Source organism: Porphyrobacter sp. LM 6 (assembly GCF_001720465.1).
GTDB lineage: Bacteria > Pseudomonadota > Alphaproteobacteria > Sphingomonadales > Sphingomonadaceae > Erythrobacter.
Genome location: NZ_CP017113.1, coordinates 450799 through 476320, shown reverse-complemented (window position 1 = coordinate 476320; position 25522 = coordinate 450799). Strand labels below are relative to the sequence as shown.

Annotated in this window: 20 protein-coding genes; 3 read left to right on the top strand and 17 right to left on the bottom strand. The window is 66.2% G+C overall.

Features of this window, described 5'->3' with window-relative positions; translation table 11 throughout:
* Nucleotides 1-80: 80 nt before the first annotated feature.
* From BG023_RS02405 to BG023_RS02390, 4 genes are all read right to left on the bottom strand, one after another.
* Nucleotides 81-5354: a beta strand repeat-containing protein gene (locus tag BG023_RS02405; protein WP_069309041.1), complete on the bottom strand. Its 5274-nt coding sequence runs from the start codon at nucleotides 5352-5354 to the stop codon at nucleotides 81-83.
* Between the two features lie 98 nt (nucleotides 5355-5452).
* Nucleotides 5453-6607: an HlyD family efflux transporter periplasmic adaptor subunit gene (locus BG023_RS02400; protein WP_233993051.1), complete on the bottom strand. Its 1155-nt coding sequence runs from the start codon at nucleotides 6605-6607 to the stop codon at nucleotides 5453-5455.
* Complete coding sequence (locus BG023_RS02395) at nucleotides 6604-8727, bottom strand: ATP-binding cassette domain-containing protein (protein ID WP_069309039.1); 2124 nt, start codon at nucleotides 8725-8727, stop codon at nucleotides 6604-6606. Before BG023_RS02395 ends, BG023_RS02400 begins: the two co-directional genes overlap by 4 nt.
* 15 nt (nucleotides 8728-8742) lie before the next feature.
* Nucleotides 8743-10005, bottom strand: coding sequence for a TolC family protein (locus BG023_RS02390; protein ID WP_190315801.1), 1263 nt, complete (start codon nucleotides 10003-10005; stop codon nucleotides 8743-8745).
* A gap of 250 nt (nucleotides 10006-10255) precedes the next feature.
* Here BG023_RS02390 and BG023_RS02385 point away from each other — a divergent pair, with 250 nt between their 5' ends.
* The gene (locus tag BG023_RS02385; protein WP_069309037.1) at nucleotides 10256-11269 is read left to right on the top strand and encodes a GDP-mannose 4,6-dehydratase; all 1014 of its coding nucleotides are present in this window, start codon (nucleotides 10256-10258) and stop codon (nucleotides 11267-11269) included.
* 6 nt (nucleotides 11270-11275) lie between these two features.
* Here BG023_RS02385 and BG023_RS02380 read toward each other — a convergent pair whose 3' ends face one another.
* The 9 genes from BG023_RS02380 to BG023_RS02340 form a co-directional block, all read right to left on the bottom strand.
* Nucleotides 11276-11845, bottom strand: coding sequence for a hypothetical protein (locus BG023_RS02380; RefSeq protein WP_069309036.1), 570 nt, complete (start codon nucleotides 11843-11845; stop codon nucleotides 11276-11278).
* 245 nt (nucleotides 11846-12090) lie between these two features.
* Nucleotides 12091-12612: a demethoxyubiquinone hydroxylase family protein gene (locus BG023_RS02375; protein WP_069309035.1), complete on the bottom strand. Its 522-nt coding sequence runs from the start codon at nucleotides 12610-12612 to the stop codon at nucleotides 12091-12093.
* A gap of 22 nt (nucleotides 12613-12634) precedes the next feature.
* On the bottom strand, nucleotides 12635-13087 hold the full coding sequence (locus BG023_RS02370; RefSeq protein ID WP_069309034.1) for a disulfide bond formation protein B: 453 nt from the start codon (nucleotides 13085-13087) through the stop codon (nucleotides 12635-12637).
* A 10-nt stretch (nucleotides 13088-13097) separates the two neighbouring features.
* Nucleotides 13098-14447 (bottom strand): S41 family peptidase, encoded by a 1350-nt coding sequence (locus BG023_RS02365; RefSeq protein ID WP_069309033.1) that lies wholly within the window; start codon nucleotides 14445-14447, stop codon nucleotides 13098-13100.
* Between the two features lie 132 nt (nucleotides 14448-14579).
* Nucleotides 14580-15812 (bottom strand): murein hydrolase activator EnvC family protein, encoded by a 1233-nt coding sequence (locus BG023_RS02360; protein ID WP_069309032.1) that lies wholly within the window; start codon nucleotides 15810-15812, stop codon nucleotides 14580-14582.
* A 4-nt stretch (nucleotides 15813-15816) separates the two neighbouring features.
* A complete protein-coding gene (locus BG023_RS02355) occupies nucleotides 15817-16242 on the bottom strand; it encodes a 23S rRNA (pseudouridine(1915)-N(3))-methyltransferase RlmH (RefSeq protein WP_069311076.1) in 426 nt (141 codons plus the stop codon).
* Nucleotides 16243-16378: 136 nt separating this feature from the next.
* On the bottom strand, nucleotides 16379-16747 hold the full coding sequence (gene rsfS / locus BG023_RS02350; RefSeq protein ID WP_069311075.1) for a ribosome silencing factor: 369 nt from the start codon (nucleotides 16745-16747) through the stop codon (nucleotides 16379-16381).
* Nucleotides 16748-16906: 159 nt separating this feature from the next.
* Nucleotides 16907-17590, bottom strand: coding sequence for a nicotinate-nucleotide adenylyltransferase (locus BG023_RS02345; RefSeq protein WP_069311074.1), 684 nt, complete (start codon nucleotides 17588-17590; stop codon nucleotides 16907-16909).
* A 5-nt stretch (nucleotides 17591-17595) separates the two neighbouring features.
* Nucleotides 17596-18885: a glutamate-5-semialdehyde dehydrogenase gene (locus BG023_RS02340; RefSeq protein ID WP_069309031.1), complete on the bottom strand. Its 1290-nt coding sequence runs from the start codon at nucleotides 18883-18885 to the stop codon at nucleotides 17596-17598.
* 303 nt (nucleotides 18886-19188) lie between these two features.
* On the opposite strand from BG023_RS02340, the gene BG023_RS02335 reads away from it, so the two are divergent.
* Both BG023_RS02335 and BG023_RS02330 read left to right on the top strand, forming a co-directional pair.
* Nucleotides 19189-20295: a M23 family metallopeptidase gene (locus BG023_RS02335; protein ID WP_069311073.1), complete on the top strand. Its 1107-nt coding sequence runs from the start codon at nucleotides 19189-19191 to the stop codon at nucleotides 20293-20295.
* A gap of 7 nt (nucleotides 20296-20302) precedes the next feature.
* Entirely contained in the window at nucleotides 20303-20674 is a 372-nt protein-coding gene (locus BG023_RS02330) for a bactofilin family protein (protein WP_069309030.1), read from the top strand.
* A 49-nt stretch (nucleotides 20675-20723) separates the two neighbouring features.
* On the opposite strand, the gene BG023_RS02325 is transcribed toward BG023_RS02330, so the two are convergent.
* The 4 genes from BG023_RS02325 to BG023_RS02310 all read right to left on the bottom strand — a co-directional run bounded on the left by BG023_RS02325 (nucleotide 20724) and on the right by BG023_RS02310 (nucleotide 25418).
* Entirely contained in the window at nucleotides 20724-22385 is a 1662-nt protein-coding gene (locus tag BG023_RS02325; RefSeq protein ID WP_069309029.1) for an AMP-binding protein, read from the bottom strand.
* A 194-nt stretch (nucleotides 22386-22579) separates the two neighbouring features.
* A complete protein-coding gene (locus BG023_RS02320; protein WP_069309028.1) occupies nucleotides 22580-23317 on the bottom strand; it encodes a DUF1013 domain-containing protein in 738 nt (245 codons plus the stop codon).
* A 98-nt stretch (nucleotides 23318-23415) separates the two neighbouring features.
* Nucleotides 23416-24516: a glycosyltransferase family 4 protein gene (locus BG023_RS02315; RefSeq protein WP_083234487.1), complete on the bottom strand. Its 1101-nt coding sequence runs from the start codon at nucleotides 24514-24516 to the stop codon at nucleotides 23416-23418.
* Nucleotides 24513-25418: a UDP-2,3-diacylglucosamine diphosphatase gene (locus BG023_RS02310; protein ID WP_150122764.1), complete on the bottom strand. Its 906-nt coding sequence runs from the start codon at nucleotides 25416-25418 to the stop codon at nucleotides 24513-24515. The genes BG023_RS02315 and BG023_RS02310 overlap by 4 nt, the downstream gene beginning before the upstream one ends.
* Nucleotides 25419-25522: the final 104 nt, after the last annotated feature.

Here is a 25522-nt window from a genome sequence, read left to right as displayed (position 1 = left end):
CGCGTCAATTCAAGCGTATCCGCTCCATTGCCGACCTTTCTGGCGCGGCCGGGCAACGTTCTGTCGGTCGATTTGCCCGCTTACCCGTAGAATTCGGGGGCGAGCACTTCGGTCGGGATGGTGAACATCGGGTGGAAGCTGTGGGGGGTGCCCGCCAGCCCTGCGTCCAGCGCGCCGGTGCCGAGCGTGTCTGATCCGGGATCGCCCTTGACGAGGCTCGCATCATCCTCGCCGATCAGGCTCGCCTCGCCGCTGGTGGGTTGCGGGAACCAGCCTGCCCAGGTCGACGGGCCAAAGCCGTTGGCGGTGAGGTAGTTGATCACCTCCTGCTGCGACTGGTAGTTGGCGTAGCGGATGTTGCCGTCAGCCTCCATGATCGCGCGCAGATAGGCCGTCCCGTCGGTCAGCGCGAAGTAGACCTCCTGCAAGCCATCGCGGTCGTAGTCGCTGGCACCCAGCACGCGGTTGATGTTCTCGATCTGGAGATCGTTCTGGAACCGGCGCTGGCTGTCGTTGGCGCTGCCTGCAACCACCTGCCCCGAAGCGACCAGCGGATCGATATAGATCCCCGCCACGCGCGTCTCGCCCGCCCAGCTGTGATCCGAGAAGTAGACGAGGCCATCGGGGGCTGTGCCGATGGTGGCGAACCGTCCGATGGTGCGGTTGACGAGGATCTGGTCAACGTCGCCATCCCCGTTCACGTCCGCCGAACCGATCCGCAGCCACGAGCCATTGCCGCCCAGCGCATTGCCGTCAAAGTCGCGGATATTGTTCATCGCCGACTGGTATACCGAGGGATCGGCAGTGTTGAAGTTGACGCTCACTCCGGTCCCGGGCCGCAAGCGAAGCACCTGATCGTCGAACTGCAGGAACTCGATCGCGGTCAGCGTATCCGTCCCGTCCGGCCCCACCACCTGGAACACGCCGGTCGAGGTCTGGGTCACGGTATAGGCCGAGCGCAGACCGCGCACGACCGCCGTATCCACATTGCTGCCGCCGTTGATCGTGTCGTTGCCGCCAAGGCCCGTCAGGCGGTTGCCGGCTGCATTCCCAAAGAGCTGGTTGTCGAGTGTGTTGCCCGTTCCCGAGAACCCGTCGTTGCCCAGCAGGCGCAGAACCTCGAAATTGTCGCGCAGCGTGTAGTCGCGCCCGATCTCGACCGTGTCGGTCCCTTCGCTCGCGTTCTCGATGATGTCGATCGCAGCATCGTCAATGCGGTAGGTGTCATCGCCCAGACCGCCGCGCACACTGCCGACCAGCGTACCGCCGATGCCATCGTAAAGGTCGTTGCCTTCCTCGAGCAGCACCGCACCGCGGATTTCGCCGCCGTCATTGTTGAACACCGCGTCATTGCCGAAGCCGAGCAGGATCGCACCTTCGATCAGACCGGTATTGCGGACGTGGTTGGTGACCTGCCCCGCCGGGCTGCCGTCGGCCGAGAGGATCGCGATGTCGGCGGAGATGATCCCGCTGTTTTCGATCACACGCGGCGGGGTGACATTGGCGTCGGGCACCTCGATCAGCAGCACTCCGACACTGAAGAACGGCGAATCGAGGCTGTTGAGCGCGAAGATCGTTCCCGAGTTGACAAAGCTGCCGCCGCCATACTGGCTCCAACGCACGCCAACCGCCTCGACCAGACCGAATGCCGCAATAGCTCCGGTGTTAAGGAAGCTGGCGGCAAAGCCCAGTTCGACTGCAAAGCCGCCATAGGCCCCATCGGCGATCAAAGTGCCGTTGTTGACGAATTGCCGCGTCGTGGTGGTATCGAAACCGGTGACCACCCCGAAGGCACTTCCGATGGCCGAAGTGACCTCGAAATAGCCGTCATTGCGGAAATGCACCGCCTGCTGCGGGGCGTAGAAACCGAAGGCTTGCGTGGCACTGAAGGAGATGATGCCCGAACCGTCATCAAAGTTGGCGGCGACGATGAATTCGCCGGTCGCGCTGTTGACGAACCATGCATCCACGCCGGGGGCGGAGCTCCGGCTCACCCCGAACCCGATCGGCAGGCCGTATCCGGGTCGGTCGGCGATGGTGGTGACGCTGCCATTGTTGATGAAATCAGAATCGTCGATTGCGCGGTAAACGAAACCGCTATTCGCGCCCATCAACACCAGCCCGTCGGGGGTGATGTTGACGAGCGACAGCGACTCGCCGGTGCCGATGGTGGTGTTCTCGTAAATGTAGCGCGGGACGAGCGGGACAGCGTGCGGATCGAAGCCGGAGAAATTCTCGGCCGTGAAGGCAGAGACCTGCGTGTTCTGGAAGGTCATCACCAGCTGTTCGACATAATCGCCGCTGACTGACGGGCTCAGGATCAGCTGCACGTCACTGCCGACCTGACGCAGCTCGTAGATGCCTAGCTCAAACGGATTGCCGCCGAGCCGAAGCAGGTCGATCAAGGTGCGGTCGAAAACGTCGATCGAAAAGCCGAGCAATCCGGTGAGATCGATCCGGTCCCCTGTCGCTCCGGTTGCGAAGTCGGTGATGACCGACCCGTAGCTGTCGACGCCTTCGACAAACTGGACCACATCGCGTCCGGCGCCGAGCGTGATCCGCCCGAAATGCCCGTCAGTGATCAGAAGATCGTCCCCCGCGCCGAGATCGACCGAATAGGGGGTCGCGCCTTCCGGCGGGTTGCTCGTCCCCAAAAATGCATCGGTTATGGTGACCACATCATTGCCATCGCCAGCGATGACTCTGCCGGGTGCAATGCCGCCACCATCGGCGGTCAATGCGAAAGTCAGACTGACGTTGACGCGGTCGTTACCCGAACCTGCATCGATATCGTCAATCCCGCCAAAATCGTCGATGATGTCATTTCCGCCGCCGCCGAACACGCCATCGCGCCCGCCACCGGAGTCGATCGTATCGTCACCATCGTTCCCGTTCAGCGTGTCGTCACCAAGCCCGCCGCGAATGAAATCATTTCCGTCGCCGCCGTTGATGATGTCAGTGCCCGCTTCGCCATAGAGGCGATCATCGCCGACCAGCCCGTTGATCGTGTCATTGCCCTCGCCAGCCCAGATGATGTCGAGATTGGCGGTGCCGCCAAGCGTTTCTCCCGCCGCCGTGCCGAGCAATGTTGCATGGTTGGGATCGAAGCCGAGATTGGCCGCAGTAAAGCTGGTCGCCACGGTGTTCTGGAACACCGCGAGCGTCACGAACTGCTGGCTGTAGCCGACTTCGGATATCTGCAAGTGGGTGTCGTTGCCGACCTGCAGCAGCCGCATATGCTCCTGCACGAAGCCCTCGAAATCGGTGTCCGCGTCGATCGACAGATCGCTTTCGGCAAACAGGTTCCAGTCGAGCAGATCGCCGCTATTTCCGGTCTGGAAGTCGGTAATGGTGATGGCACCAACCGAAGTGCCGGCAAGGCCCGGCGCAAGCTCGATCACATCGCGCCCCGCCCCCAACGTGATCACCATCCCGCCGCTTGGGGCTGAGCGCAGGATCAGCCGATCATCGCCGATGCCGAGATCGATATTGGCGGCATAGGTGAGCCCTGAGGTCGTGCTGAGGCTGAAATCGACCAGATCATTGCCGGCATCGCCGCTGATCGTCACCGTATCGGACGTGGGCGAATAGAGCGTCGCCACGCGGATGGTGTCGTTGCCGTTGCCGCCGCGCAGCGTATCGGAGCCGCCATAGACCTCGGTGATGACGTCATCGCCGTCCCCGCCCTCGATCAGGTCATTGCCGAACGAGCCAGTCAGTTCGTCATTGCCCGAAGTGCCCGCGCGGATCTGGAAGGACGAGGTCGCGCCGGTGGGGTCGTAGCCGTTGAAGTTCGCCGCCGTCAGGCTCGCTGCGGTGACGCCGACGAGCCGCACCAGCGTGAAGTGATAGCCATCACCGCTGCCGCCGCCGGTACCGTCATAGTCGAACCGCACCAGCGTGTCCGCGCCGTCCTGCTGGAGGAACAGGTGTCCGCTGGCAAAGGGGTTGCTGACCCGGTTCCACGCCGGGGCAAGGCCGATCGGCACCGCAACTTCGAGAATATCGCCGCTGTTGCCCGCAGCAAAATCGGTGATCGTGACCGACATTCCCAGTTGCGGTGCGCGGGTGTCCACAATCACGCGGTCGCGCCCGGTGCCGAGAGTGATCTGCGCCGTCGGCAACAGGATATTGTAGCTCGGCGCCACGAGTTCGATCACGTCATCGCCCGCGCCGAGATCGACGATCCCGTGAAGCGTGCGCTGGGTGAGCGGAGCGAAATCGCGGCGGTCGAGTTCGAGGCGGACATAGTCGTTGCCGTCGCCGGCATTGACCGTCACGGTTTCGTTGAGCACCGTGTCGACCCCGGAGATACCCGGGCGGTAAATCAGGATGCGGTCATTGCCGATGCCGCCTTCAATGGTGTCATTGCCCCATTGGTCGGTAATCGTGTCGTCGCCATCACCGCCGCGCAGCACGTCGGCCCCCGCACCGCCATCGATGATGTCATTGCCGCTGCCGCCATTGATCTCGTCGGCGCGGAAGCCGCCGATGATCTCGTCCCGGCCATCACCGCCGTTGATGATCGCGCCCGATGACGGGCCGAAGATCAGATCGTCGCCAGCCGTGCCACCAACCGTCGGCAGCGCGGGCGCGCCGCCAGCCGGATTGAGGCCGGAGAAGTTCGCAGCCGTGAGCGATGTGGCGACGACGTTTTCGAGCCGGATGATGGTGAAGGGTGCAGTTATGTTGCTCTTGGAGCCATCGTAATCGAGCTGGATCAGCGTATCTGCGCCGTCCTGCACCAAGCGCAGCACGCCATTGGCAAAGGGGTTGGCGCCGTCAAAGGCGGCGAATACCGAAGGACTGCTGAACAGCCCGCGCACCATCTCGCCGAGGTTGAGGATATCGCCCGCATCGCCCGCGGTGAAATCGGCAATCGTCAGGATGCCAAGATTGGCCCTGACGGTATCGCCAAAGTCATAAGTCAGCAGGACCGTGTCACGGCCCGCGCCGAGCCGGAAGACCGCAATGTCGGGGATCAGGCTGGTGATCCGCAGAATATCGTCACCCTCGCCCAGATCGACGGTCAACGCACCGCGCGTCAGGCGGCCAACCGTGACGAAGTCGTTGCCCGCCCCGCCCTCGATCAGGTTGGTGCGCGCCGGGTTCCCGATGGTGCTGCCGGGCAGCGAATAGACGTCGCTGAATGTGATGCGGTCGTTGCCGTTGCCGCCCCGGATGGTGTTGCTGCCACCCTCGTCGACGATCACATCGTCGCCATCACCGCCGTCGATGACGTCATCGCCATAGCGATCGACGATGGTGTCGTTGCCAGCCCCGCCGTTGATCGTGTCATCCGCCTGGGTGCCGGGCAGCACGTCGTTGCCGGTGGTTCCGTTGATGGTGGGCATCTGCGACTCTCCATGCCCCGCACGGCCCCAATTCCGGCGAAAAGCATCGGACTTCTATGCGGTTTCAGCGGCTTGGTGAAGACGAAAAAGGTGCCCGCCTATTGCTCCTGCATCGACTGCGACACGGTCTTGAAGATCGGCTTGGTGAGGTAATTCCACACGGTCGATTTGCCGGTGAGGATTTCCGCGCTGGTGGTCATACCCGGTTGCAGGTCCACCGGCACGCTGCCGGCATCCTTTTCCATCGTGCCGGTGTCGACCTCGAGGTTCACCCGGTAATAGGCCTGGCTCGATCCGTCAGGCGCGGTTTCGACGATGGTGTCGGGGCTGACGAACACCACCTTGCCGCTGGCCGATCCGTAGATCGCATTATCGAAGGCATCGAAGTTGACCCGCGCCTTCTGGCCGACCTTCACGAAAGCGATGTCACGCGGGGACACGCGGCTTTCAACGATCAGTTTGCGCCCGGCCGGCACGATCTGGAGCACTTCCTCGCCCGCGCGCACCACGCCGCCGATGGTAGTGATCCGCACGTTCTTGACGATCCCGTCGGTTGGCGCGGTCAGGCGGGATGCGGCGAGGCTATCCTCGGCCCGTGCCAGCTGTTCGCGTGCTGCGGCGAGCTGTTCTTCGGTGCTGGTGAACTCGCCCTGCAATTCGCGCAGGTAATCGCCGCGGCGGTTGTTGATCCGCCCTTCGGTCTCGACCACCCGCTGGCGCATGGCGATGATCTCGGAGCGCGCGACATCGCCGGTCTCGAGCAGCGGCAGGTTGAGATCGAGCTCCTGCTGCTGGAGCTTCGCCAGCGAACGCAGCGTCGACAGATCGTTGTCGAGGCTCGCACGGCGCTGGTTATAGAGCTGGCGCTGGTTGGCGGTGAATTCGGGGAAGTCGGCCAGCGAGGCGGGGAAGCTGAGCGGCCGCTGGTAAAGTTCCGCCTCGATCCGCGCCATCCGGCTTTCGAGCCCTGCGACCTTGAGCCGCGTCTCGCGCACGGCCGCTTCGAGCTGCACCGTGTCGAGCGCGATCAGGAGGTCGCCCTTCTTCACCCGCGCGCCTTCGCGCACCGCGATGCGGGCAATCGCGCCGTCCTGCTCGCTCTGCACGATCTGCACCCGCGCAAACGGCACCACGCGTCCGGGTGCGCGGGCGACCTGATCGAGCTCGGCCCACAGCGACCAGCCGATGAAGCCGGCAATCGCGGCGCAGATGGCAAGGATGATCAGCCCGGCGGGCCGCAAGAGACTTTTCACGATCCGCCTCCCGGCCTGAGACCGCCCGGCGTGATCCGGGTGCTGACGAGGTTATCGCCGCCAGGCCGCGGCGCGCTGGAGAACTCCCTGATCTTGCGCAGGAATTCCTCCCTCGGTTCATTGCTGATGATCGCCCCGCGGGCCATCACGATGACCCGGTCAAAGCGGTCGAGCAGCGGCAGCTTGTGGGTCGCCATCACCATGATCGTCTCGCGGCCAAGGCCGGCGAAGATGGCATCGAGCACCGACTTCTCGCTTGCCGCATCAAGCGCGGCGGTGGGCTCGTCAAGCAGCCAGACCGCAGGCGCGGCATGGATCAGCCGGTTGAGCCCGACCAGCGCGCGCTGCCCGCCCGAAAGCCCCGCTCCGCCTTCTTCCAGCGCGGCATCGAGCCCGCGGCTGCCGCCTGCAAACAAGGCCTCCAGCCCGGTCGCCTGCGCCACGCGGATCAGTGCATCGTCGCTGATCCCGGCCAGCCCCATGGTGAGGCTCTCACGCAAGGAACCGCCCACCAGCCGCGCATTCTGCGAATGGTAGCCGACATGGCGGCGCAGCGTATCCTCGGCGATTTGCGTGCAATCGAGACCGCCCAGCGTGATGTTGCCCGCCGTGGGCGTGTAGAGCCCGGCGAGCAGGCGCAGCAGCGTCGATTTGCCCGCACCGATCCCGCCGATCACCGCCACCTTCTCGCCCGGCGCAATCTGCAACCGCTCGATGCCCAGCACGTCCGGCCCGCCGCGATAGGCGAAGCGCACCCCGTCCACCACCAGCGCACCGCCGAGCTTGCCGGGCCGCAGCCCGCCCCGCGCGGCGGTCTTTTCGACCGGATAGCGCAGCAGCATATCGAGCCCCTTCAGCGACGAGCGGGCATAGCCCCATTGCACGATCAATCCGGGCAATTGCGCGACGAGGGGACCATTGATGCGTCCGACAATGATCGAACAGGCGAGCAGCGCGCCGGTCGTGATCGCGCCGGTCGCCGCGAGATAGGCGCCGTACGCCAGCACGATGGTGTAGGTGATCTGCTGCATCGTCGAGAACAGCGCGCCCGACACTGCCGAAGCGCGCTTCACCGGGTCCTCGTAATGGTGGATCTCGCGGATCAGCCGGTTCCAGCGCGCCAGCATGTGCCAGCCGCCGAGGTTGGCCTTGAGCGTTTCGGACGCGTCGAGCATCTCGACCAGCATCCCGTTCTTGCGGGTGCCGGTCACCTGCGCGCGGGCGGAATTGGTGCGGATAATGCGCGCGAACAGCAGCGCCATGCCGATCGCGATCGGGAAGCTGATCACCGGCACCAGCGCCAGCGGCCCGCCGATCCCCAGCACCACGATGATGAACAGCACCGCGAAGGGCAGATCGGTGATGACGAACAGCGAACTCGCCGACATCACCTGCCGGATCTGTTCCTGCCCCTGGATCTGCGCCGCCATCGTCCCGATCCCGCCGGGCCGCGCATCGAGCCGGATCGCCTGGGTGCGGGCGAAGAAGAATTCCGAAACCTCGCGGTCGATCGCCTGCGCCTCGGCCTCGATCAGCACCCCGCGCAGAGACCTGAGCGCCAGGTCAAGCAGCAGCGCGAACATCACCCCGACCGTCAACACGACCAGCGTGTCGAAGCTCGCCAGCGGAATCACCCGGTCATAGAGCTGCATCGCGTAAAGCGAGGTGGCGAGCGTGAGCAGGTTGGCGAAAATCGTCGCAAGGCCGGCCAGCACCAGCGAACGGCTGCGCCGGGCGATGGCGCGCACGAATACCTGCGAGGCGGTCGTCTCCGGCGTGCCCAGCGGATCGCGCCAGTCGAGCCGGAAAAACGCCTGCCCCGCCTCGTCGAAGGTCAGGCTCGCACCGCTGGTCAGCGCCAGCTCGTCCTCTCCGATCCACTGCTGCGCGACCTGCCATCCCAGCGCGGCATCGTGGACCAGCAGCGGGAAGGCATCGGGGCGCGGGCGTCCGATGATCGCTTGCGGCGCGTCCCAACCCAGCGCGACGCGCAGTTCGGCGAGCGCTTCGGCGCCTTCGGGCAGCGTGTCTACCTCGCACGCGGCCGCCCAATCAGGCGGCAAGGCCCGGCCCGCCGCTTCGGCGTAGCGTTCAATCGCTGAAAGAAGATCCCCGCCCATGTCGTTCAACCTGCGCTAAAGCCCCGCCGGACGCCAGCGGCAAGACAGGGCGAGAATGCGCGTCGCACTCGCCGCGGCATTGACCCGCGCATCGCTCTCGGAAATCCGCGCGCTGATGACCTCGCGCGCCGCATTGAGCACATCAAGCCAGCTGCGCCGTCCGGCGACAAACTGGCGCTGATAGCTTGCCTGAAGATCGGCCGACGCCGCGCTCGCCAGCGTCCCCGCCTCGGCCTGCGCGCGGTTGGAACGCAGCGCGACGAAATCATTCGCCAACCGGGCGCGCAGCTCGCGGTCGACCGCGCCGAGCACCGCCATGGTCTGGTCGACCCGCGCCTCGGCCCGGTCGATCGCCGAAAAGCGCGACAGGCCGTTGCCCGTCTGCGCGCGCACCACCACCGCCGCGCGCGCGCCGGTCAGTTCGTTCTGCGACAGCTGGAGCAGCACGCGCGGATAGAGCGCGCCCTTGGCGCCGCGCACTTCGGCTTCGGCAGCCGCCATCTGCCCCTTGACCCGCCCGATTGCAGGCGCGCAGGCGATCATCTCCTCAACCGCGACCGGCTCGGGCGGGACGGCGGCAAAGATCGCCTCGTCGGGCATCACCGGCGCATCGGCGGCATCGCCCGCCAGCTCCTTGAGGCGCAGCAGGGCATTGGCACCCGCCTCGCGCACGGCAGCCAGTTCGATTTCGAGCTGGGTCGCACGCGAGCGTGCCAGCGTCAGGTCAGCCAGCGGGGAGACATCCTGCGCCACCCGCCGCTCGATTGAGGCGACAAGCGCGCGATGATCGGCGAGCCCCGCCTCGAGCGCGCGAGCACGCTCTTCAGCCCGCAGGAAGCCGAACCATGCCTCGATGATCCCCGAAAGCACCCCGAGTCGCGCCTCGCGCAGCGATTCGGCCCCGGCATCGCGCTGGCCGCGCGCGGCATCGATCTGGCTGTCGATACTGCCGCCCGCCCAGAGCGGCTGTTCAAGCGCGACATTGACCGCAAAGCCATCGCGGTCGGCCGCGTTCGATCCGCGCGTGGCCGCCAGCGCCTCGGCGCTGAGTCCGGGGTAGCGCAGCCATTGTGCCGCTTCGAGATCGGCCTGCGAGGCGGCAAGCGCAGCGCGGCTGGCGATGACCTGCGGATTGTCCGACAAGGCGCGATCGGCAAGCACAGCCAAGGTCGGCGGCAGGCCGGCAGGCACCACACCCGCATCAGCGGCGCTCGTTGGCGGCCCTGCGACCGGGCCATAGGTCTGGGCCTCATCCTGCGCTGCACTGGACACAGCCATGCACGCCGCCAATCCGCCCGCAGCCAGCGACAACGCAGCGCGACGCCGCGAGCGCGCGCGCGGGATCGTGCGAAGGGGGGGATTTGCCGGATTGTCCATGCCAGTAGCCGTGTCAGCAATCGACGCAGTTCGATGAACAGACAAGCAAAAACTTGTCGGCAGCGCGCTCGCCACGCGCCAAGGCAATTGCATCCGCGCGGCTAGCCCCGCATTAGGGCGGGAAGACACCCTTGTTGGGGAAGGCCCTGTCATGCGTAGCGTTCTCGTCACCGGATCGGCCGGGTTCATCGGCTATCACCTCGCGCAGCTGCTGCTGGACGAGGGCTTCCGGGTCGTCGGCTATGACGGGATGACCGATTACTATGACGTCGCGCTGAAGCAGCGGCGCCACCAGATGCTGCTCCAGCACCCGAATTTCAGCTGCACCGAGGGGATGCTGGAGGATTTCGACAAGCTCCACACTCTCGCGCTGGCCGAAAAGCCCGACGTGATCGTCCACCTCGCGGCGCAGGCAGGGGTGCGCTACAGCCTCGAAAATCCGCGCGCCTATGTCGATGCCAACCTCACCGGCACCTTCAACGTGATGGAATGCGCCCGCGAGCTGGGGGTCGAGCACCTGCTGATGGCCTCGACCAGTTCGGTCTACGGGGCCAACACCGAGATGCCATTCCACGAAGGCCAGAAGGTCGATACGCCGCTGACGCTCTACGCCGCGACCAAGAAGGCGAACGAGGTGATGGCGCATTCCTACGCCCACCTCTGGGACTTGCCGACCACGATGTTCCGGTTCTTCACGGTCTACGGCCCGTGGGGTCGGCCCGACATGGCGCTGTTCAAGTTCACCCGCGGGATCCTCGAAGGCACGGCCGTCGACATCTACAACAACGGCGAGATGTACCGCGACTTCACCTATGTCAGCGATCTGGTGCGCGGCATCCGGCTGCTCATCGACAAGCCGCCGGTGCGCCCCGAAAGCCCCGAGGACATTGCCGAGGGCGACAGCCTGTCCCCCGCCGCGCCGTTCCGGGTGATCAATATCGGCAATGGCGAAAAGGTGCGGCTGATGGATTTCGTCACCGCGATCGAGGCTGAATGCGGGCGCGAGGCGGTGAAGAACTTCCTGCCGATGCAGCCCGGCGACGTGCCGGCGACCTGGGCCGATGCAAGCCTGCTGAAATCGCTCACCGGCTATGCGCCGCAGACGTCATTCCGCGACGGGGTGGCGCACTTCGTCGCTTGGTATCGCGACTACTACCGGATCTAGGCGAGATCAGCCTTCGGGCGGCTGCGGCGCGGGAGACGGCAGCGCGGAATCGCCCGGCAGTTCACCCTGACGTTCACGTTCGAGCCGCTCCATATATTCGCGCTCGATCATCTCGACCCGCTCCTGCTCGGCGGCAGCATCGGCATCGATGGTGGAGAGGCGTTCGGCCCGCGCCTTCTCGATCAGCTGTCCGAAGCGCACGCCTTCGGCCTCGCTACGGTCCGCAGCCCAGGCCTCGACGAACTTCTGGGTGCAGCCGGTAAAGCCGCCAGCGCCCGCCGGCGAGCAGCTCATCGCACCGAAATCGCCGACATACTTGATCTGGTCGACCTGCCGCGCGAGCGACTGGTTGGCGGGGTTGTCGCTGTAACGCAGGTTCGAAGGGATGCGGTAACGCTCCTCCTCGACCAGAATCTCGCACACCACCACTTCGCCCTGCTTGGCGACGGGGCATTCGGATTCGTCGTAGGCGATCACCATGTTGATCTTCTCGTTCGCGCTCTGCGCCGCAGCGGGGCTGGCGGCGGCGAGCGCGGCAAGTCCGGCGAGAGCAGCGGGGGCAAGCAGATGCTTCATGGCAATAGGTCCTCTGTCGGGCGCGACTACGGGGCCAGCCATGCCCCTGTCGGCGGGGCCTTGTCTAGAGCCGAGGGCCTGAACCGCCGGTGAAGACGCGAAGGTTCTCCCGCCCGGAAGAACGGCTGAAGAGTGATGGCTCCGGCCGGCACGGCCGCAAGCGCAAGCGCGCGCCCCGCAGGTGCTCGAGCCCGCAGGGCTCGAAACAGCACTGAGGACACACCCGCGGAGGCGGGTGTGCAATCCTAGATCCTCTCGCTCAACCGGATCGCAAGGCGGCAACCGAGGCGGATTGCGCCCGAGAGCAGCGGATAGGCGGGCGCGCGTTCGGCACCATTGGCGAGCGCGGCATCGCGGTGTTCGCGCTCGTCCTCGCGGAAGGCGGCGATCATCTCGGCGAGTTCGGGATCGGCGCCGCTGGCTTCCAGCTGATCGAGCTGATCGCTGTAATGCTTGTCGATCTCGGTCTCGATCGCGGCAGTGCAGGCCATCGCCGCTTCGGGCCCGAGCAGCGCAGTGCCTGCGCCGAGCGCATAGCCCGCCGCCGACCAGAACGGGTGCAGCGCCGTCGGGCGCACACCGCGCCGCACCAGCAGTGCATCAAACTTGGCGCGATGATCGGCTTCCTGTTCAGCCATGTGGCGGATCTCGGCCGAATGCGGTCCGCGATCACCCATCACGGCAAGCTGGCCCTGATAAATGCGGGTCGCGCCGAATTCTCCGGCCTGATCGACCCTGATCATGCGGTGCAGTTCGTCGCGTTCCATGTTCGACTCCTTTGCCTAGTGCCTACTTGCGATACGCGGCGAACGCCAGAATGGCCGCACCGGCAAGGGACGAAATCAGGAAATTGAAGCCCGCGAGCGAAATTCCGAACAGATCCCACGGCGCCACATCGCAGCGCACGGCGGGGGCGGCAGCGGTATTGAGCACATCGAGCGCAGTTGCCGGCTTGGTGCAGGCGGTGATGCCTTCCCACCAGCCATATTCGACCCCGGCGTGAAATCCGCCGATCAGACCCGAGCCGATGATCGCGAGGCCAGCCAGCATGGTCCAAAGCCGCGCGGGCGGCACGAAGAAGGCAAGCGCCCCCAGCCCGAGCGCGGCAAAGTGCGGGTAGCGCTGCCACCAGCACATCTCGCACGGCGGCAGACCGAAACCCAATTGCGCGACATAGGCCCCGCCCAAGAGAAACGCGGGAACGAGCACGGCCAGCAGCCGCGCCTTGTTCAGATTGTCCATGGGTCAGGCTCTAGCGCTTGGCCGGACGCAGTGCCACCGTGCTCTTGGTGGTGCGGCGGAGGGTTTCCGCCGCATAATGCAGCTGGAAGTCCTTGACGCCCTGCTCCTCAAGCTGGGCAGCGGTCAGCTGGAAGCGCGGATCGGCGACCTTGTCGGCCTCCATTTCCTCGTCCTTGACGCCAAGCTCGTTGATCAGGTGGCCACGCAAATCGCTCTCGCGGGTCTGATACTTGGTGCGCAGCGCCAGATCGGGATCGGAAAGCTGCGGCACCGCGATATCGGGCTTGATCCCGCCTTCCTGCACCGACTTGCCGGCCGGGGTGAAATAGCGCGCGGTGGTGAGCTTGAGCGCCGCGTCATTGCCGAGCGGCAGCAGCGACTGGACCGAACCCTTGCCGAAGCTGCGTTCGCCCATGATCAGCGCGCGGCGGTGATCCTGCAACGCGCCCGCCACGATTTCAGACGCCGAGGCGGAGCCGGCGTTGATCAGCACGATCATCGGCACGCCTTCGGCCATGTCGCCGCGGAACACGGTTTCGGCATCGTAGAGCATGGTTTCGCCGCGCGCGCGGCCGCGCTGGCTGACGATCCGGCCCGAGGTCAGGAACAGATCGGACAGCGCGACCGATTCATCGAGGCTGCCGCCCGGATTGTTGCGCAGGTCGAGCACCAGACCGTTGAGCCGCCCGCCGGGCGCCTTCTTTTTGATATCCTGATAGGCGGCGAACACATCCGCGCCGACATTGGCGGAGAACTCGTTGACGGTGATCACCCCGATATTGCCCGAAGCCAGATCGGACGACACCGGCTCAAGCTCGATCACGCCGCGGGTCACGCTTACTTCGAGCGGCTCGTCACGGCCCGGGCGGAAGAGAGTCAGCTTGATCGCAGTGCCCTTCGGCCCGCGCATCTGCGCCACGGCATCATCAAGGCTGCCGCCATAGATCAGCTTGCCATCGAGGTGGGTGATGAAATCGCCCGCCTTGACCCCGGCGACTTCGGCCGGGCTGCCGCGGAACGGGGAGACGACCTTGACCGCGCCCTCTTCCATCACGACCGACAGGCCGAGACCCGAATACTGCCCGTCGATCATGGTTTCGAGCCGCTGGAGATCGCCCCCGTCGAGATAGGCCGAATGCGGATCTAGCGCGGCCAGCATCCCGTCGATCGCGCCGCGGATCAGCACATCATCCTCAACCGGCTCGACATAGCTGGCCTTCACCCGCTGGTAGACCGCGAACAGCTTGGCGAATTCGGGGCCGGCGCGGCCATCGACCTGCGCCATGGTTGCGGTGGTGGCGGGGATCAGGGCAACGGCAGTCACCAGAGCGGCGCTACGCAGGAGAGCGGCGATTTTCATGTGTGGGCAAAGCTCCTTGGTCTGCGCAATGTATAGCTTTGCCAGACTGAACGCCAGATGAGAGCCGCACAGGCTGATCGAGCGTATCCCGTTGGCACACATAGCCGCCATGGCGCGGCATCAAGTTCACATTTATCGCAGGAATTGCAACGGGTTGACTGGCGTTCCGTCACGCCGCAACTCGATCGTGACGGGGGTGTTCGCGCGGCCAGCCAGGCCCAGCGGGCTGCCGCCGATCACGCTGTCGCCCACCGCGACATCGGCGCGGTCGAGCCCGGTGACGAGGCTGGTCCAGCCGCCGCCATGCTCGATGATCACGATTCGCCCGAACCCGCGATAGGGCCCAGCAAAGGCAATGCGCCCGCGCCCGGAGGCGACCACCTGCGCGCCGGCCACCGGGACCAGCGTCAACCCGGTGCTCGGCAAACCGCTGCCCCGCCGTGCACCGAAGCCGATCAGCGTGCGCCCCTGGACGGGCAACTGGAAGTCGCCCGGCGGCGGCACGCTGGCAGTCGGCGAAGGCAGGCTCGCTTCGGGTGCGGGCAGGGACGCGGCGATATTGGCGGGACGCAGCACCGGCCCCGGCATGGCGGCGAGTTCGCGGCGCAGCGCTGCGACTTCGTCAAGCCGGTCGACCAGCCCGTCGAGATCGCGCGCCTCCTCGGCCAGACCCAGTGCGCGTTCTGCCTCGCGCAGCGCGGAACTGCGCGCGGTGCGCGAGGCGAGGCGTTGCTGGTTTTCGAGCGCGGCAAGGCTCTGGCGGCGTTCGCGCAGGGTGCCTTCATTATCGCGCAAGGCATCGAGCGCGCGGGCCGCCTGCGCCTCAAGCGCCCGCCCGCGCTCCAGATCGCTCCGCAGCGCAGCCGTGCGGGCACGGATCTGCGGGACCGCGCTGTCGAGCACCGCGCGAACATGGACGACATCCTTGAGCGAGCCGGGTTGCAGCGCCGAAAGCACCAGCGGGCGGCGCGCGGCGGTCTGCAAGGCGGCGGCGAGGCGTGCGGTCGGTTCCTGCTTCTTGGCAAGGCGTGCGGTCAGCGCGGCGCGCTGGCTGCGGATGATGGCGTGGCGGGCGCGGACGACCTCGATCTCGGCCTCGGCCTGCTGGATGCGCGCGGCGAGTGCGGCGGCTTCGTTTGCTGTGCGTTGTGCGGCTTCGGTCGCGGCTTCGGCCTCGCGGGTGAGGCGCGCGGCACGCCCTTCGGCCCGGCGGCTTTCACGGGTGGCGCGGGCGAGCGCGGCTTCGGCCTGTTCGGGCTCCATCAGCACCGCCGCCTCGGTCGCGCGTGACGAGGGCAGCGCCGAAAGGAACGCAGCGCTGATTGCAGCGCCAGCCATAAGAGTGAGCACCACCGGACGGGTCATGGCGCTATCCTGCCCGATGATAGGGATGCCCTGCAAGGATCGTCGTGGCGCGGTAGAGCTGTTCCATCAGCATCGCGCGCGCCATCATGTGCGGCCAGGTCGCAGGGCCGAAGGCGAGCAGCAGGTCGGCGCTGGCACGCTCGGCATCGGAATGGCCATCCGCCGCGCCGATCATGAAGCGGGTCTCGCGCACGCCCTCGTCGCGCCATTTGCCGAGCAGGCCGGCGAAGGCCTCCGAGGACATGGCCTTGCCGCGTTCGTCGAGCAGCACGGTGCGGGTGGGGGTGAGCGGATCGGCGACCTTGCCCGCGCCGGTATCGGGCCATTCGGTCAGCTTCACCGGCCAGGTCAGGCGATTGGCATAGCGATCAACCAGATCGCCCTCCGGCGACCGCCCAATCTTCCCGCGCGCGATGATGTGAAGAAGAATGGGACCCAACCTCTCTTCAGCAGAGCAATTCCGGTCTGCAAAGCAGGCCGCAAGGGCGACCGCCCGCCCGCAGCGACGCGGCCTTCAGGCCGCATAAGCGAGGATTTCGCAGCCCGGAGGGGCTGCGGAACACAAATCAGTTTCTACCCAGCATCGACGTTTCGCTGCCCTCGAAGCTCCACATCCGTTCAAGGTTGTAGAAGCTGCGAACTTCGGGCCGGAAAAGGTGAACGACCACGTCGCCCGCATCGATCAGCACCCAGTCCGCCGCCGGCAGGCCTTCGACCCGCGCATGGCCAAAACCGGCCTGCTTGATCTTCTCGGCCAGCTTCTGCGCCATCGACGCGACCTGACGGGTCGAGCGACCGCTGGCTATCACCATGTGATCGGCAATCGAGCTTTTGCCCTCGAGCGGGATCGACACGACCTCCTGCGCCTGATCATCGTCAAGCTGGGCCAGCACCAACTGGTGCAGCGCATCGGCACCCATCTCAGGCTTGCCCATGGACTGGGCGAGCTTGGCGGCGGCTTGCACAGGGCCGGCCGGGAGGGAGGTCAAAAGGGCGTCGGTCATCGGCAATCGGGTATCTCCAGAGTTCGGGGCGATGATAGCGGACACGCGGCAGACCGGCAGAAGCGAGGCCGGATAAGCGCGAAATGCGCCTCATGCGTCCTCCTCTGGCCGGATGCTGCGGAATGTCAGCCGATCGCGCACCAGCGCATTGCGTGGTCTGTCACCCGATCCTGCGCCGAGGATGTCCTCGGCCCACCCGGCATGGGCACGGCGAATGGCCGTGGCCGAGCGGTGATCAGGATCGAAACGCAATAACACCAGGGCCGGTGCGCTCCATTGCCCCCGTTTCCGAATGCTGGCGGCAGACACGACATAGCGCCTGAGCCAGGCCATGGCGGGGCTCGCCATTGCAGCAGCATCATAGCCGGGGCGGGCGATGACCGCAATCGGCATTGTCCGCGCGATCCGTCGCCAGTCCTTCCAGCGGTGCAACTCGGCGAGATTGTCGGACCCCATCAGCCACACGAAACGGCGTTTGGGATAGCGTCGCACCAGCCGCGCGAGCGTATCGACGGTGTAGCGGGTGCCGAGCGCCTGCTCGATCGCGGTCGGCACGATCGGCGCGCGGCGCGCCTGCTTCTGCGCCGAGCGCAGCCGCGCGGCGAGCGGGGCCATGCCGGCACGCGGCTTCAAGGGATTGCCGGGCGACACCAGCCACCAAACCTCGTCGAGCCCGAGCGCCTGGGCTGCGAACAAACTCACCCGGCGATGCCCGCCATGTGCGGGGTTGAAGCTGCCGCCGAGCAGTCCAGTAAGGTGGGGGCGTGACGCCAAGGCGGTTACGGGCGGGTCTGCCCGCTCCCGCGCACCTGCCACTTGTAGGTCGTCAGCCCTTCAAGCGCGACCGGCCCACGCGCGTGCAGCCGCCCGGTGGCGATGCCGATCTCCGCGCCGAGCCCGAACTCGCCCCCGTCTGCGAATTGCGAGGAAGCGTTGTGCATCACGATCGCGCTGTCGACTTCGGCCAGGAAGCGCTCGGCCGCCGCTTCGTCGGCGGTGATGATCGCATCGGTGTGGGCCGAGGAATGACGGGCGATGTGCGCCAGCGCATCGTCCAGCCCGTCAACCATCGCCACCGACAGGATCGCGTCGAGATATTCGGTGTCCCAATCATTGGCGCTCGCCGGAATGACACGCGGATCGAGGCTGCGGATGCGCGCATCGCCGCGCACTTCGCAGCCCTTGTCGATCAGCGCGCCGACGAGCGTGGCGGGATCGGGATAATCGCTGTCGATCAGCAGGGTCTCCATCGCCCCGCAGATGCCGGTGCGGCGCAGCTTGGCGTTGAGCGCGATTCGCTCGGCCATCGCGGGTTCAGCAGCGGCGTGGACATAGGTGTGGCAGATGCCGTCAAGGTGCGCGAGCACGGGCACGCGGGCATCGGCCTGCACCCGCGCGACGAGGCTTTTGCCGCCGCGCGGCACGATCATGTCGATGAGGCCGCTCGCGGTCAGCATCGCGCCGACCGCCGCACGATCCTGCGTCGGCACGAGCTGCACCGCATCGGCCGGCACCCCGCCTTGGGTCAGCCCTTCGACCAGCGCGGCATGGATCGCGCGGTTGGAATGCACCGCCTCGCTCCCGCCGCGCAGCAGCGCCGCATTGCCCGCCCGCACGCACAGCGCGGCCGCATCGGCGGTGACGTTGGGGCGGCTTTCGTAGATGATCCCGATGGTCCCGATCGGCACCCGGATGCGCTGGAATTTCAGACCATTGGGCTGCTGGTGCGTGTCGATCACCTGGCCCACCGGATCGGGCAGATCGGCCACCGCCGCGACCGCATCGGCGATCCCCGCCAGCCGCGCTTCATCCAGCGCGAGCCGGTCGAGCATGGCCTTGCTGAGGCCATTCGCAGCGCCGGCTGCAAGGTCTTTGGCATTGGCTTCGAGCACCGCCGGAGTCGCCGCCCGCAGCGCCTCGGCGGCAAGGTGGAGCGCCGCTGCGCGGGCCGCGCTCGGCATCCCGGCAAGCTGGCGCTGCGCGCGGCGCGCGGCCTGCGCCAGCGCGGTTACCAGCGCAGTGGGATCGGTCGAATCAGTCGGTGCGAGCGAGGCGGAAGCGTGGTTCATGGCCGGGGCTTCTAGCAGGCCGACGCTGGCCTGTCAGGTGATCCGATTCGGGCGGTCTTTGCGGCGCAATCGGCCTGCCAGCGACGACGCATCACCCCGGTTGCGGATGATTCAACATCTCATCGCGATTCCGTTTCGATTCATCTGCACTGGCAAAAGCGGGATTCGACCGCGCGTGATTGCGCTGTTAGCGGCCCTGTCGGGGCAAACCAGAACAATATCGGGGCCGCAGTGTCAGACAAGATTACCGCACTCAAGTGGGGCGAGCGGCTACGGCAGTGGTTCCCCGACCGGGAATTCTTCATGCGCGCCGATGGTCAGGTGCGCTTCATCAAGATTTCGTCGAAGCTGCAGATGCGCGTCGCCGCCGGTGCGGTTGCGCTTGCGCTGGTGTGGCTGATCGCGCTCGCCGTGATGGCCTGGGGCCAGTACCGCGCCGAAGCCGATCTCGCCTCCTTCGCCGAGGAAAAGGCCCGCGTCGCCAAGGCTGGCGAACGGCTTGAGGCCTATGGCGGCAATCTCGACCGCGTGGTTGACGATCTCCAGCAGCGTCAGGAATTCCTCGAAGAAATGGCGCGGATGCTGCCCGAAGACGTGGTGGCAGAAGGCGCGGCGAGTGGCACTGTCACCGATTCCTCGGCCGAAGCCGCCAAAACCATCGAGAAGGTCAGCGCGCTGATCCCGCAGGCGCGCGGCCTCGCGGAAGTCGAAGCGCGCCAGCTCGCCTTCGTTGAACGGCTGACCCGCTTTGCCGATGCCCGCGCCCGCCGCGCCGAAGCCGCGATGCGCAAGCTCAACCTCGATCCCAAGCTCCTCAGCCGCCAGACGCAGCAAGCGATGGGTGGTCCGTTCGAGGCCATTCTGGGCGGCGGTGAGGATCTCGACCCGCGCTTCGAACGCCTCGGCCTCAGCCTGTCGCGCATGGCCGTACTCGAGCGCGCGCTCGACGGCATTCCGCAGGTCGTCCCCGCGAGCGTGCAGAACATTACCTCCGGCTTCGGCTACCGGCGCGACCCGTTCAACGGGCGCGGCGCGATGCACGCCGGGATCGATTTCAAAGGCGCGATGGGATCGCCGATCTTCGCCGCAGCCGATGGCCGCGTGACCTTTGCCGGACGCAAGGCGGGCTATGGCAATGCGATCGAGATCACCCACGGTAACGGGATGTTGACCCGCTATGCGCACTTGTCGCGCATCGGGGTGAAGGTCGGCCAGCCGGTCGCCGCCGGTGCCACCATCGGCGGGCTGGGCAGCACCGGCCGTTCGACCGGTCCGCACCTGCATTTCGAAGTCCGCATCAATAACCGCGCGGTCAATCCGCGCCCCTTCCTGGAGGCCGCCCCCGATGTTCTCAAAGAAGTCCGCCGAGCCGGATCTGGCCGCACCCCCGCCCCCGCGCCCGGCAAATAGGAGCAGCATGATGGGTTCTGGTTCGACGTTTTCGGTGATCGGTGCCGATGTGGTCATCAAGGGCGACATCGCGGCATCGGCCGATCTGCATATCGACGGCACGATCGAAGGCGACATCAAGTGCGCCAGCCTGGTGCAGGGCGAGAAGAGCAGCATCAGCGGCGCGGTCGTCGCCGAAAGCGCGCGCCTCGCCGGCAAGGTCAATGGTTCGATCACCGCGCGCGAGCTGGTGATTCTCAAGAGCGCGCAGATCGAAGGCGACGTGCATTATGACGCGCTGACGATCGAACAGGGCGCGCAGGTTGATGGCCGTTTCGCCCCCAATGCGCGCCAGCCAGTCAAGGCTGTGCCGCCGGTGAGCATCGCCGTCGCGGAATAACGGGGCGGCGCTTCGGCGCCGCTCACCTCGCCTCCTTACCTAACCAGGTTCAGAGAACCTCGGCGCGCAGGGTCTTGCGATCAAGCTTGCCGATCATCGTCTTGGGCAGCGCCTCGCGCACCACCACCTGATCGACCCGTTCGTGCTTGCCGATACGGGCGTTGAGCCATTCGGCCAGTTCGGCCCCCGTCGCCGATGCACCTTCGTTGAGCGTGACATAGGCACGCGGCACCTCCCCGCGGTATTCTTCCGGAACGCCGATCACCAGCGCTTCCTTCACCGCCGGATGTTCGAGAATCACGTCCTCGACCACGCTGGGGAAGACCTTGAAGCCGCCCACCGCGATCATGTCCTTGATGCGGTCGACGATCTCGAGGAACCCGTCCGCATCGATCCGCGCGACATCGCCGGTGCGCAGGTAGCGCTTGCCGCCGATCTCCACGAACGTCTCGGCATCGGTTTCGGGCCGGTTCCAGTAGCCGCGCATCACCTGCGGGCCGTGGACGGCGAGTTCGCCCGGCTCGCCTTCGGGCGCGAGCTGCGAGTGGTGCTCCTTGTCGAGCAGCACCACCTCTGTCCCCGGCACCAGCTGACCGATGGTGCCGCGCTTGCGCTCGCCCTCGTAGGGGTTGGCGGAGACCACGCCCGAACTTTCGGTCAGGCCATAGCCTTCGCATACGCGCACCCTCGTCACTTCCTCGAAGCGCAGGTGGACGGGCGCGGGCATCGGTGCGCCGCCCGAAATGCAGACCTTGAGGCTCGACAGGTCGGTCTTGGGCAGATCGGGGTGATCGAGCATCGCCTGGAACATCGTCGGCACGCCGGGAAAACCGGTGCAGCGATAGCGCTGGATCGTGGCGAGCACCTGTTTCGTCTCGAACCGCGGCACCATCGCGATCGACGCGCCCGTCACCATCGCGTGATTGAGCAGCGCGGTGTTGGCGAAGACATGGAAGAACGGCAGCGCGCCCATGAACACCTCGGACGCCGGCGCACCGAAGGGGTTAAGCGCGGCGACCTGCTGCGCATTCACCGAAAGCTGGTCATGCCCCAGCATCGCCCCCTTGGGCCGCCCGGTGGTGCCGCCGGTATATTGCAGCAGAGCGAGATCGGCGGGGGTGACTTCGACCGCTGGCGGTATCCCCGCAGGCGTCACATCGCGCCAGCTTTTCACCGCAGGCCCATAGGCCACATCGGCGATCTGGCTGCGCTTTAACAGCTTCAGGGCTAGGCCCTTGTACCACGGCAGCTGGTCGGCAAGGCTGCCAACCACCAGCGTTTCGAGGTGGGTGGCCTCCAGCACCTTGTGCGCGGTCTTGTAGAGTTCGGGCACATCAACCGTCACCAGCAGCCGCGTGCCGGAATCGCCGACCTGCCAGCTCAGTTCCTCGACCGAATAGAGCGGCGAGAAGTTCACCACCACCGCGCCCGCCATCATCGCCCCGTAATAGGCGGCGGCGTAGATTGGCACGTTGGGGAGGAACAGGCCGACGCGGTCGCCCTTGGCAATGCCCATCTCGGCGAGCCCGAGCGCGAAGGCCTTGGCCTGTTCGAAGATGTGCCTGTAGCTGTATGTGCGCCCGAGGAAGTGCAGGAACGGCGCGTCGGGGTTGGCGCGCATGGTGCGCTCAAACATTGCCGGAAGGCTCATCGCCTCGAACCGGGTGTCGAGCGGAACGGGATGGTGATAGGCGGCGCTACTGACAGTCATGTCAGTAATTGTGGCGAACAATCGCTGGCTGCACAAGCGAAAGTGGCGGGATTTGCGTGATTTCTCGCCAGCCCAAAACAGCGTCGCCCCGGACTTGATCCGGGGCTTGGCTTCTTCCTTGGAGGGCTAGGCCCAAGAAAGCCAAGCCCCGTGTCAAGCACGGGGCGACGACCTAAACCAACGTGTTCAGGCGATCAGATGAACCCGCTCTCCGGGTCGATCTTTTCTTCCGCCGCTTCGGCAGCGCGGCGCGCGGCGAGCCAGGCTTCGGCCTCGGCCGCCTGCGCGGCTTCGCCTGCGGCCTTGGTCTGGGCGTCACGCTCGGCGCGCAGTTCCTCGATCAGCTTTTCGCGATCGTTGCGTTCGGACTTGACCGGCGCATCGGGATCATCAGTGACACCGGCGCGCTTGGCGGCCTTGGCGACCATCGCATCCAGTTCGCGCTGCGAGCACAGGCCGAGCGTCACCGGATCCTTCGGGGTGATGTTCTGGATATTCCAGTGGCTGCGATCGCGGATCGCACCGATGGTGTTGCGCGTGGTGCCGATCAGCTTGGAGATCTGCGCGTCCGACACTTCCGGGTGGTTGCGCAGGATCCAGGCGATGCCATCGGGCTTGTCCTGACGCTTCGACACCGGGGTGTAGCGCGGGCCCTTGGTGCGGGTCACTTCGACCGGCGCCTTGTGCATCTTGAGCGAATAGGCCGGATCGTTCTGGCCCAGCTCGATTTCGGCCTGGGTCAGTTCGCCCGAGTGAACGGGGTCGCGTCCGGTATACTTGCTGCCGGCCAGATCGTCGGCCATCGCCTGCACTTCGAGGATGTGGAGGCCGCAGAACTCGGCAATCTGCTCGAACGAGAGCGCGGTGTTGTCCACCAGCCAGGTCGCGGTGGCATGCGGCATCAGCGGCTTGGGCTGATCCTTGGTCGCCATGGGGAAATCTCCGTTGAAAATGAAAGGGCCGCCCCTTTCGGAGCGGCCGCCTTGGCAGGCTAGATAGGCGAAAGCACACAAAACGGCAAGGAATGGATTCAGGCGGGGATCAAAGCCCCGAAGCCGGCGACTTCCTCTTCATCAAGCGCGGCCAGTCCGGCGAGGAACTGGCGGGTCGCGGCCTCCCAGCTGTAGGTCGCGGCATAGGCCGCGCAGACCCGGCGTTCGCAGTAGCGCGCGGCATCGATCGCCCGGGTCAGATCTTCGGACAGCGCGCCAACCGCCTCGGTGACGATGTCGAGCGGGCCGGGCACCGGAAAGGCCGCGACCGGTGTGCCGCAGGCGAGCGCCTCGATCATGACGAGGCCGAAAGTGTCGGTGCGGCTCGGGAACACGAAGACATCGGCCCCGGCATAGCAGCCGGCGAGCTCAACCCCGGTCTTCTTGCCGAGGAAGTGCGCGTCGGGAAACTTTGCCTGCAGCGCAGTCCGCGCCGGGCCATCGCCGACCACCACCTTGGTGCCGGGATAGGGGCAGGCGAGGAAGGCCTCGATATTCTTCTCCACCGCCACGCGGCCGACATAGAGCAGGATCGGCCCCTCCATCGCGGCATATTCGGGCGGGGGCGGGGCATGCGGCGTGAAGCAGGCGAGATCGACTCCGCGGCTCCAGTGGGTCAGCCGGGTGAGGCCCTGCTCGCGCAAGGTCGCCCGGATCGTTTCGGTCGCCACCATGATTCGCGCGGCCGGGCGATGGAACCAGCGGATATAGGGCCAAAACACCCGCGCAGGCAGTCCGGTGCGCTTCGCGAGGTAATCGGGGAACTGGGTGTGATAGGCGGTGGTGAAGGGCACGTTGCGCCGCATGCAGTAGCGCCGCGCCGCCAGCCCGAGCGGGCCTTCGGTGGCGATATGCACCGCATCGGGGGCCAGCCGCGCCAAGCGCCGCCCGATCACGCCGGGCGCAGTCAGCGCAAGGCGGATTTCGGGGTAACTCGGCGCAGGCACCGAAACATAGCTGTCGGGCGAGATCACGGTCACCTCATGCCCCCAGCGGCGCAACACCTCGCAGGTGGTGGACAGCGTGCGGACGACGCCGTTGGTCTGGGGGTGCCAGGCATCGGTGACGATCGCGATGCGAGCGGGCTCGGCGAGGGCGGGTGTGGCCGCCTCGGGCAGGATCGAGGTGTAGCGGTTCACGCCGCCTCGCGCGCCGGTGCGGCGGGTTCGGCAACAAGCGCGCGCTCTGCCTCGCGCCGTTTGATCTCGTCGGGCCAGTGGAGGATTTCCATCCGCCCGTCGTGGTGCTCGACCAGCGCGTTGCAGCCTTCCACCCAGTCACCGTCGTTCCAGTATTCGATGGCCCGTCCGTGGTGGTCGAAGCTGCGGAATTCGGCGGTGTGGATGTGGCCGCACACCACCCCGTCGACCCCGCGCTCGCCCGCGGCCCGCGCGACGACTTCCTCGTACTTGCCGATGAACTCGACCGCGTTCTTGACCTTGTGCTTGGCGGCCTTGGAGAGTGACCAGTAAGGCTTGCCCAGCCAGCGGCGCACAGCGTTCACCGCCACGTTGAGCTTCATCATCAGGTGGTAGGCATGGTCCCCCACGAAGGCGAGCCAGCGGTGCGAGAGCATCACCGCGTCGAATTCGTCGCCGTGCAGCACCATCAGGCGGCGGCCATCGGCGGTGTCGTGGAAGGCCGCGCGGCGGATTTCGATCCCGCCGAAGTTCAATCCGGTGAACTGGCGGAACATCTCGTCGTGATTGCCGGGGATGTAGACCACCCGCGTGCCCCGCCGGGCGCGCTTCATGATCCGCCACACGATGTCGTTATGCGCCGCGGGCCAGTAGAACTTCTTCTTGAGGCGCCAACCATCGATGATGTCCCCGACAAGGTACATCGTCTCGCTGTCGGTGTGGTCGAGGAAGTCGATCAGCAGCTTGGCGTTGCAGCCCTTGGTGCCAAGGTGCACGTCGCTGATCCAGATGGTGCGATAGGAGCGCCGCTCGCCCCCTTCGGGTTCGGGAGTCCGCGGGGAGCTGAGCGGGAAGCTCGCGACATTGTCGCTGATCAGGTCGTGGAGGTCGGCGCCGGTCATTTGAGGCCTCGGGTGTCACATCACGCTGGCCCCCTCATGGCAGCGCAATGTTACAGCAGACTCTCAGGCAAATGACGGTTTTGCGTAAGTTTTTCAGAGATGCG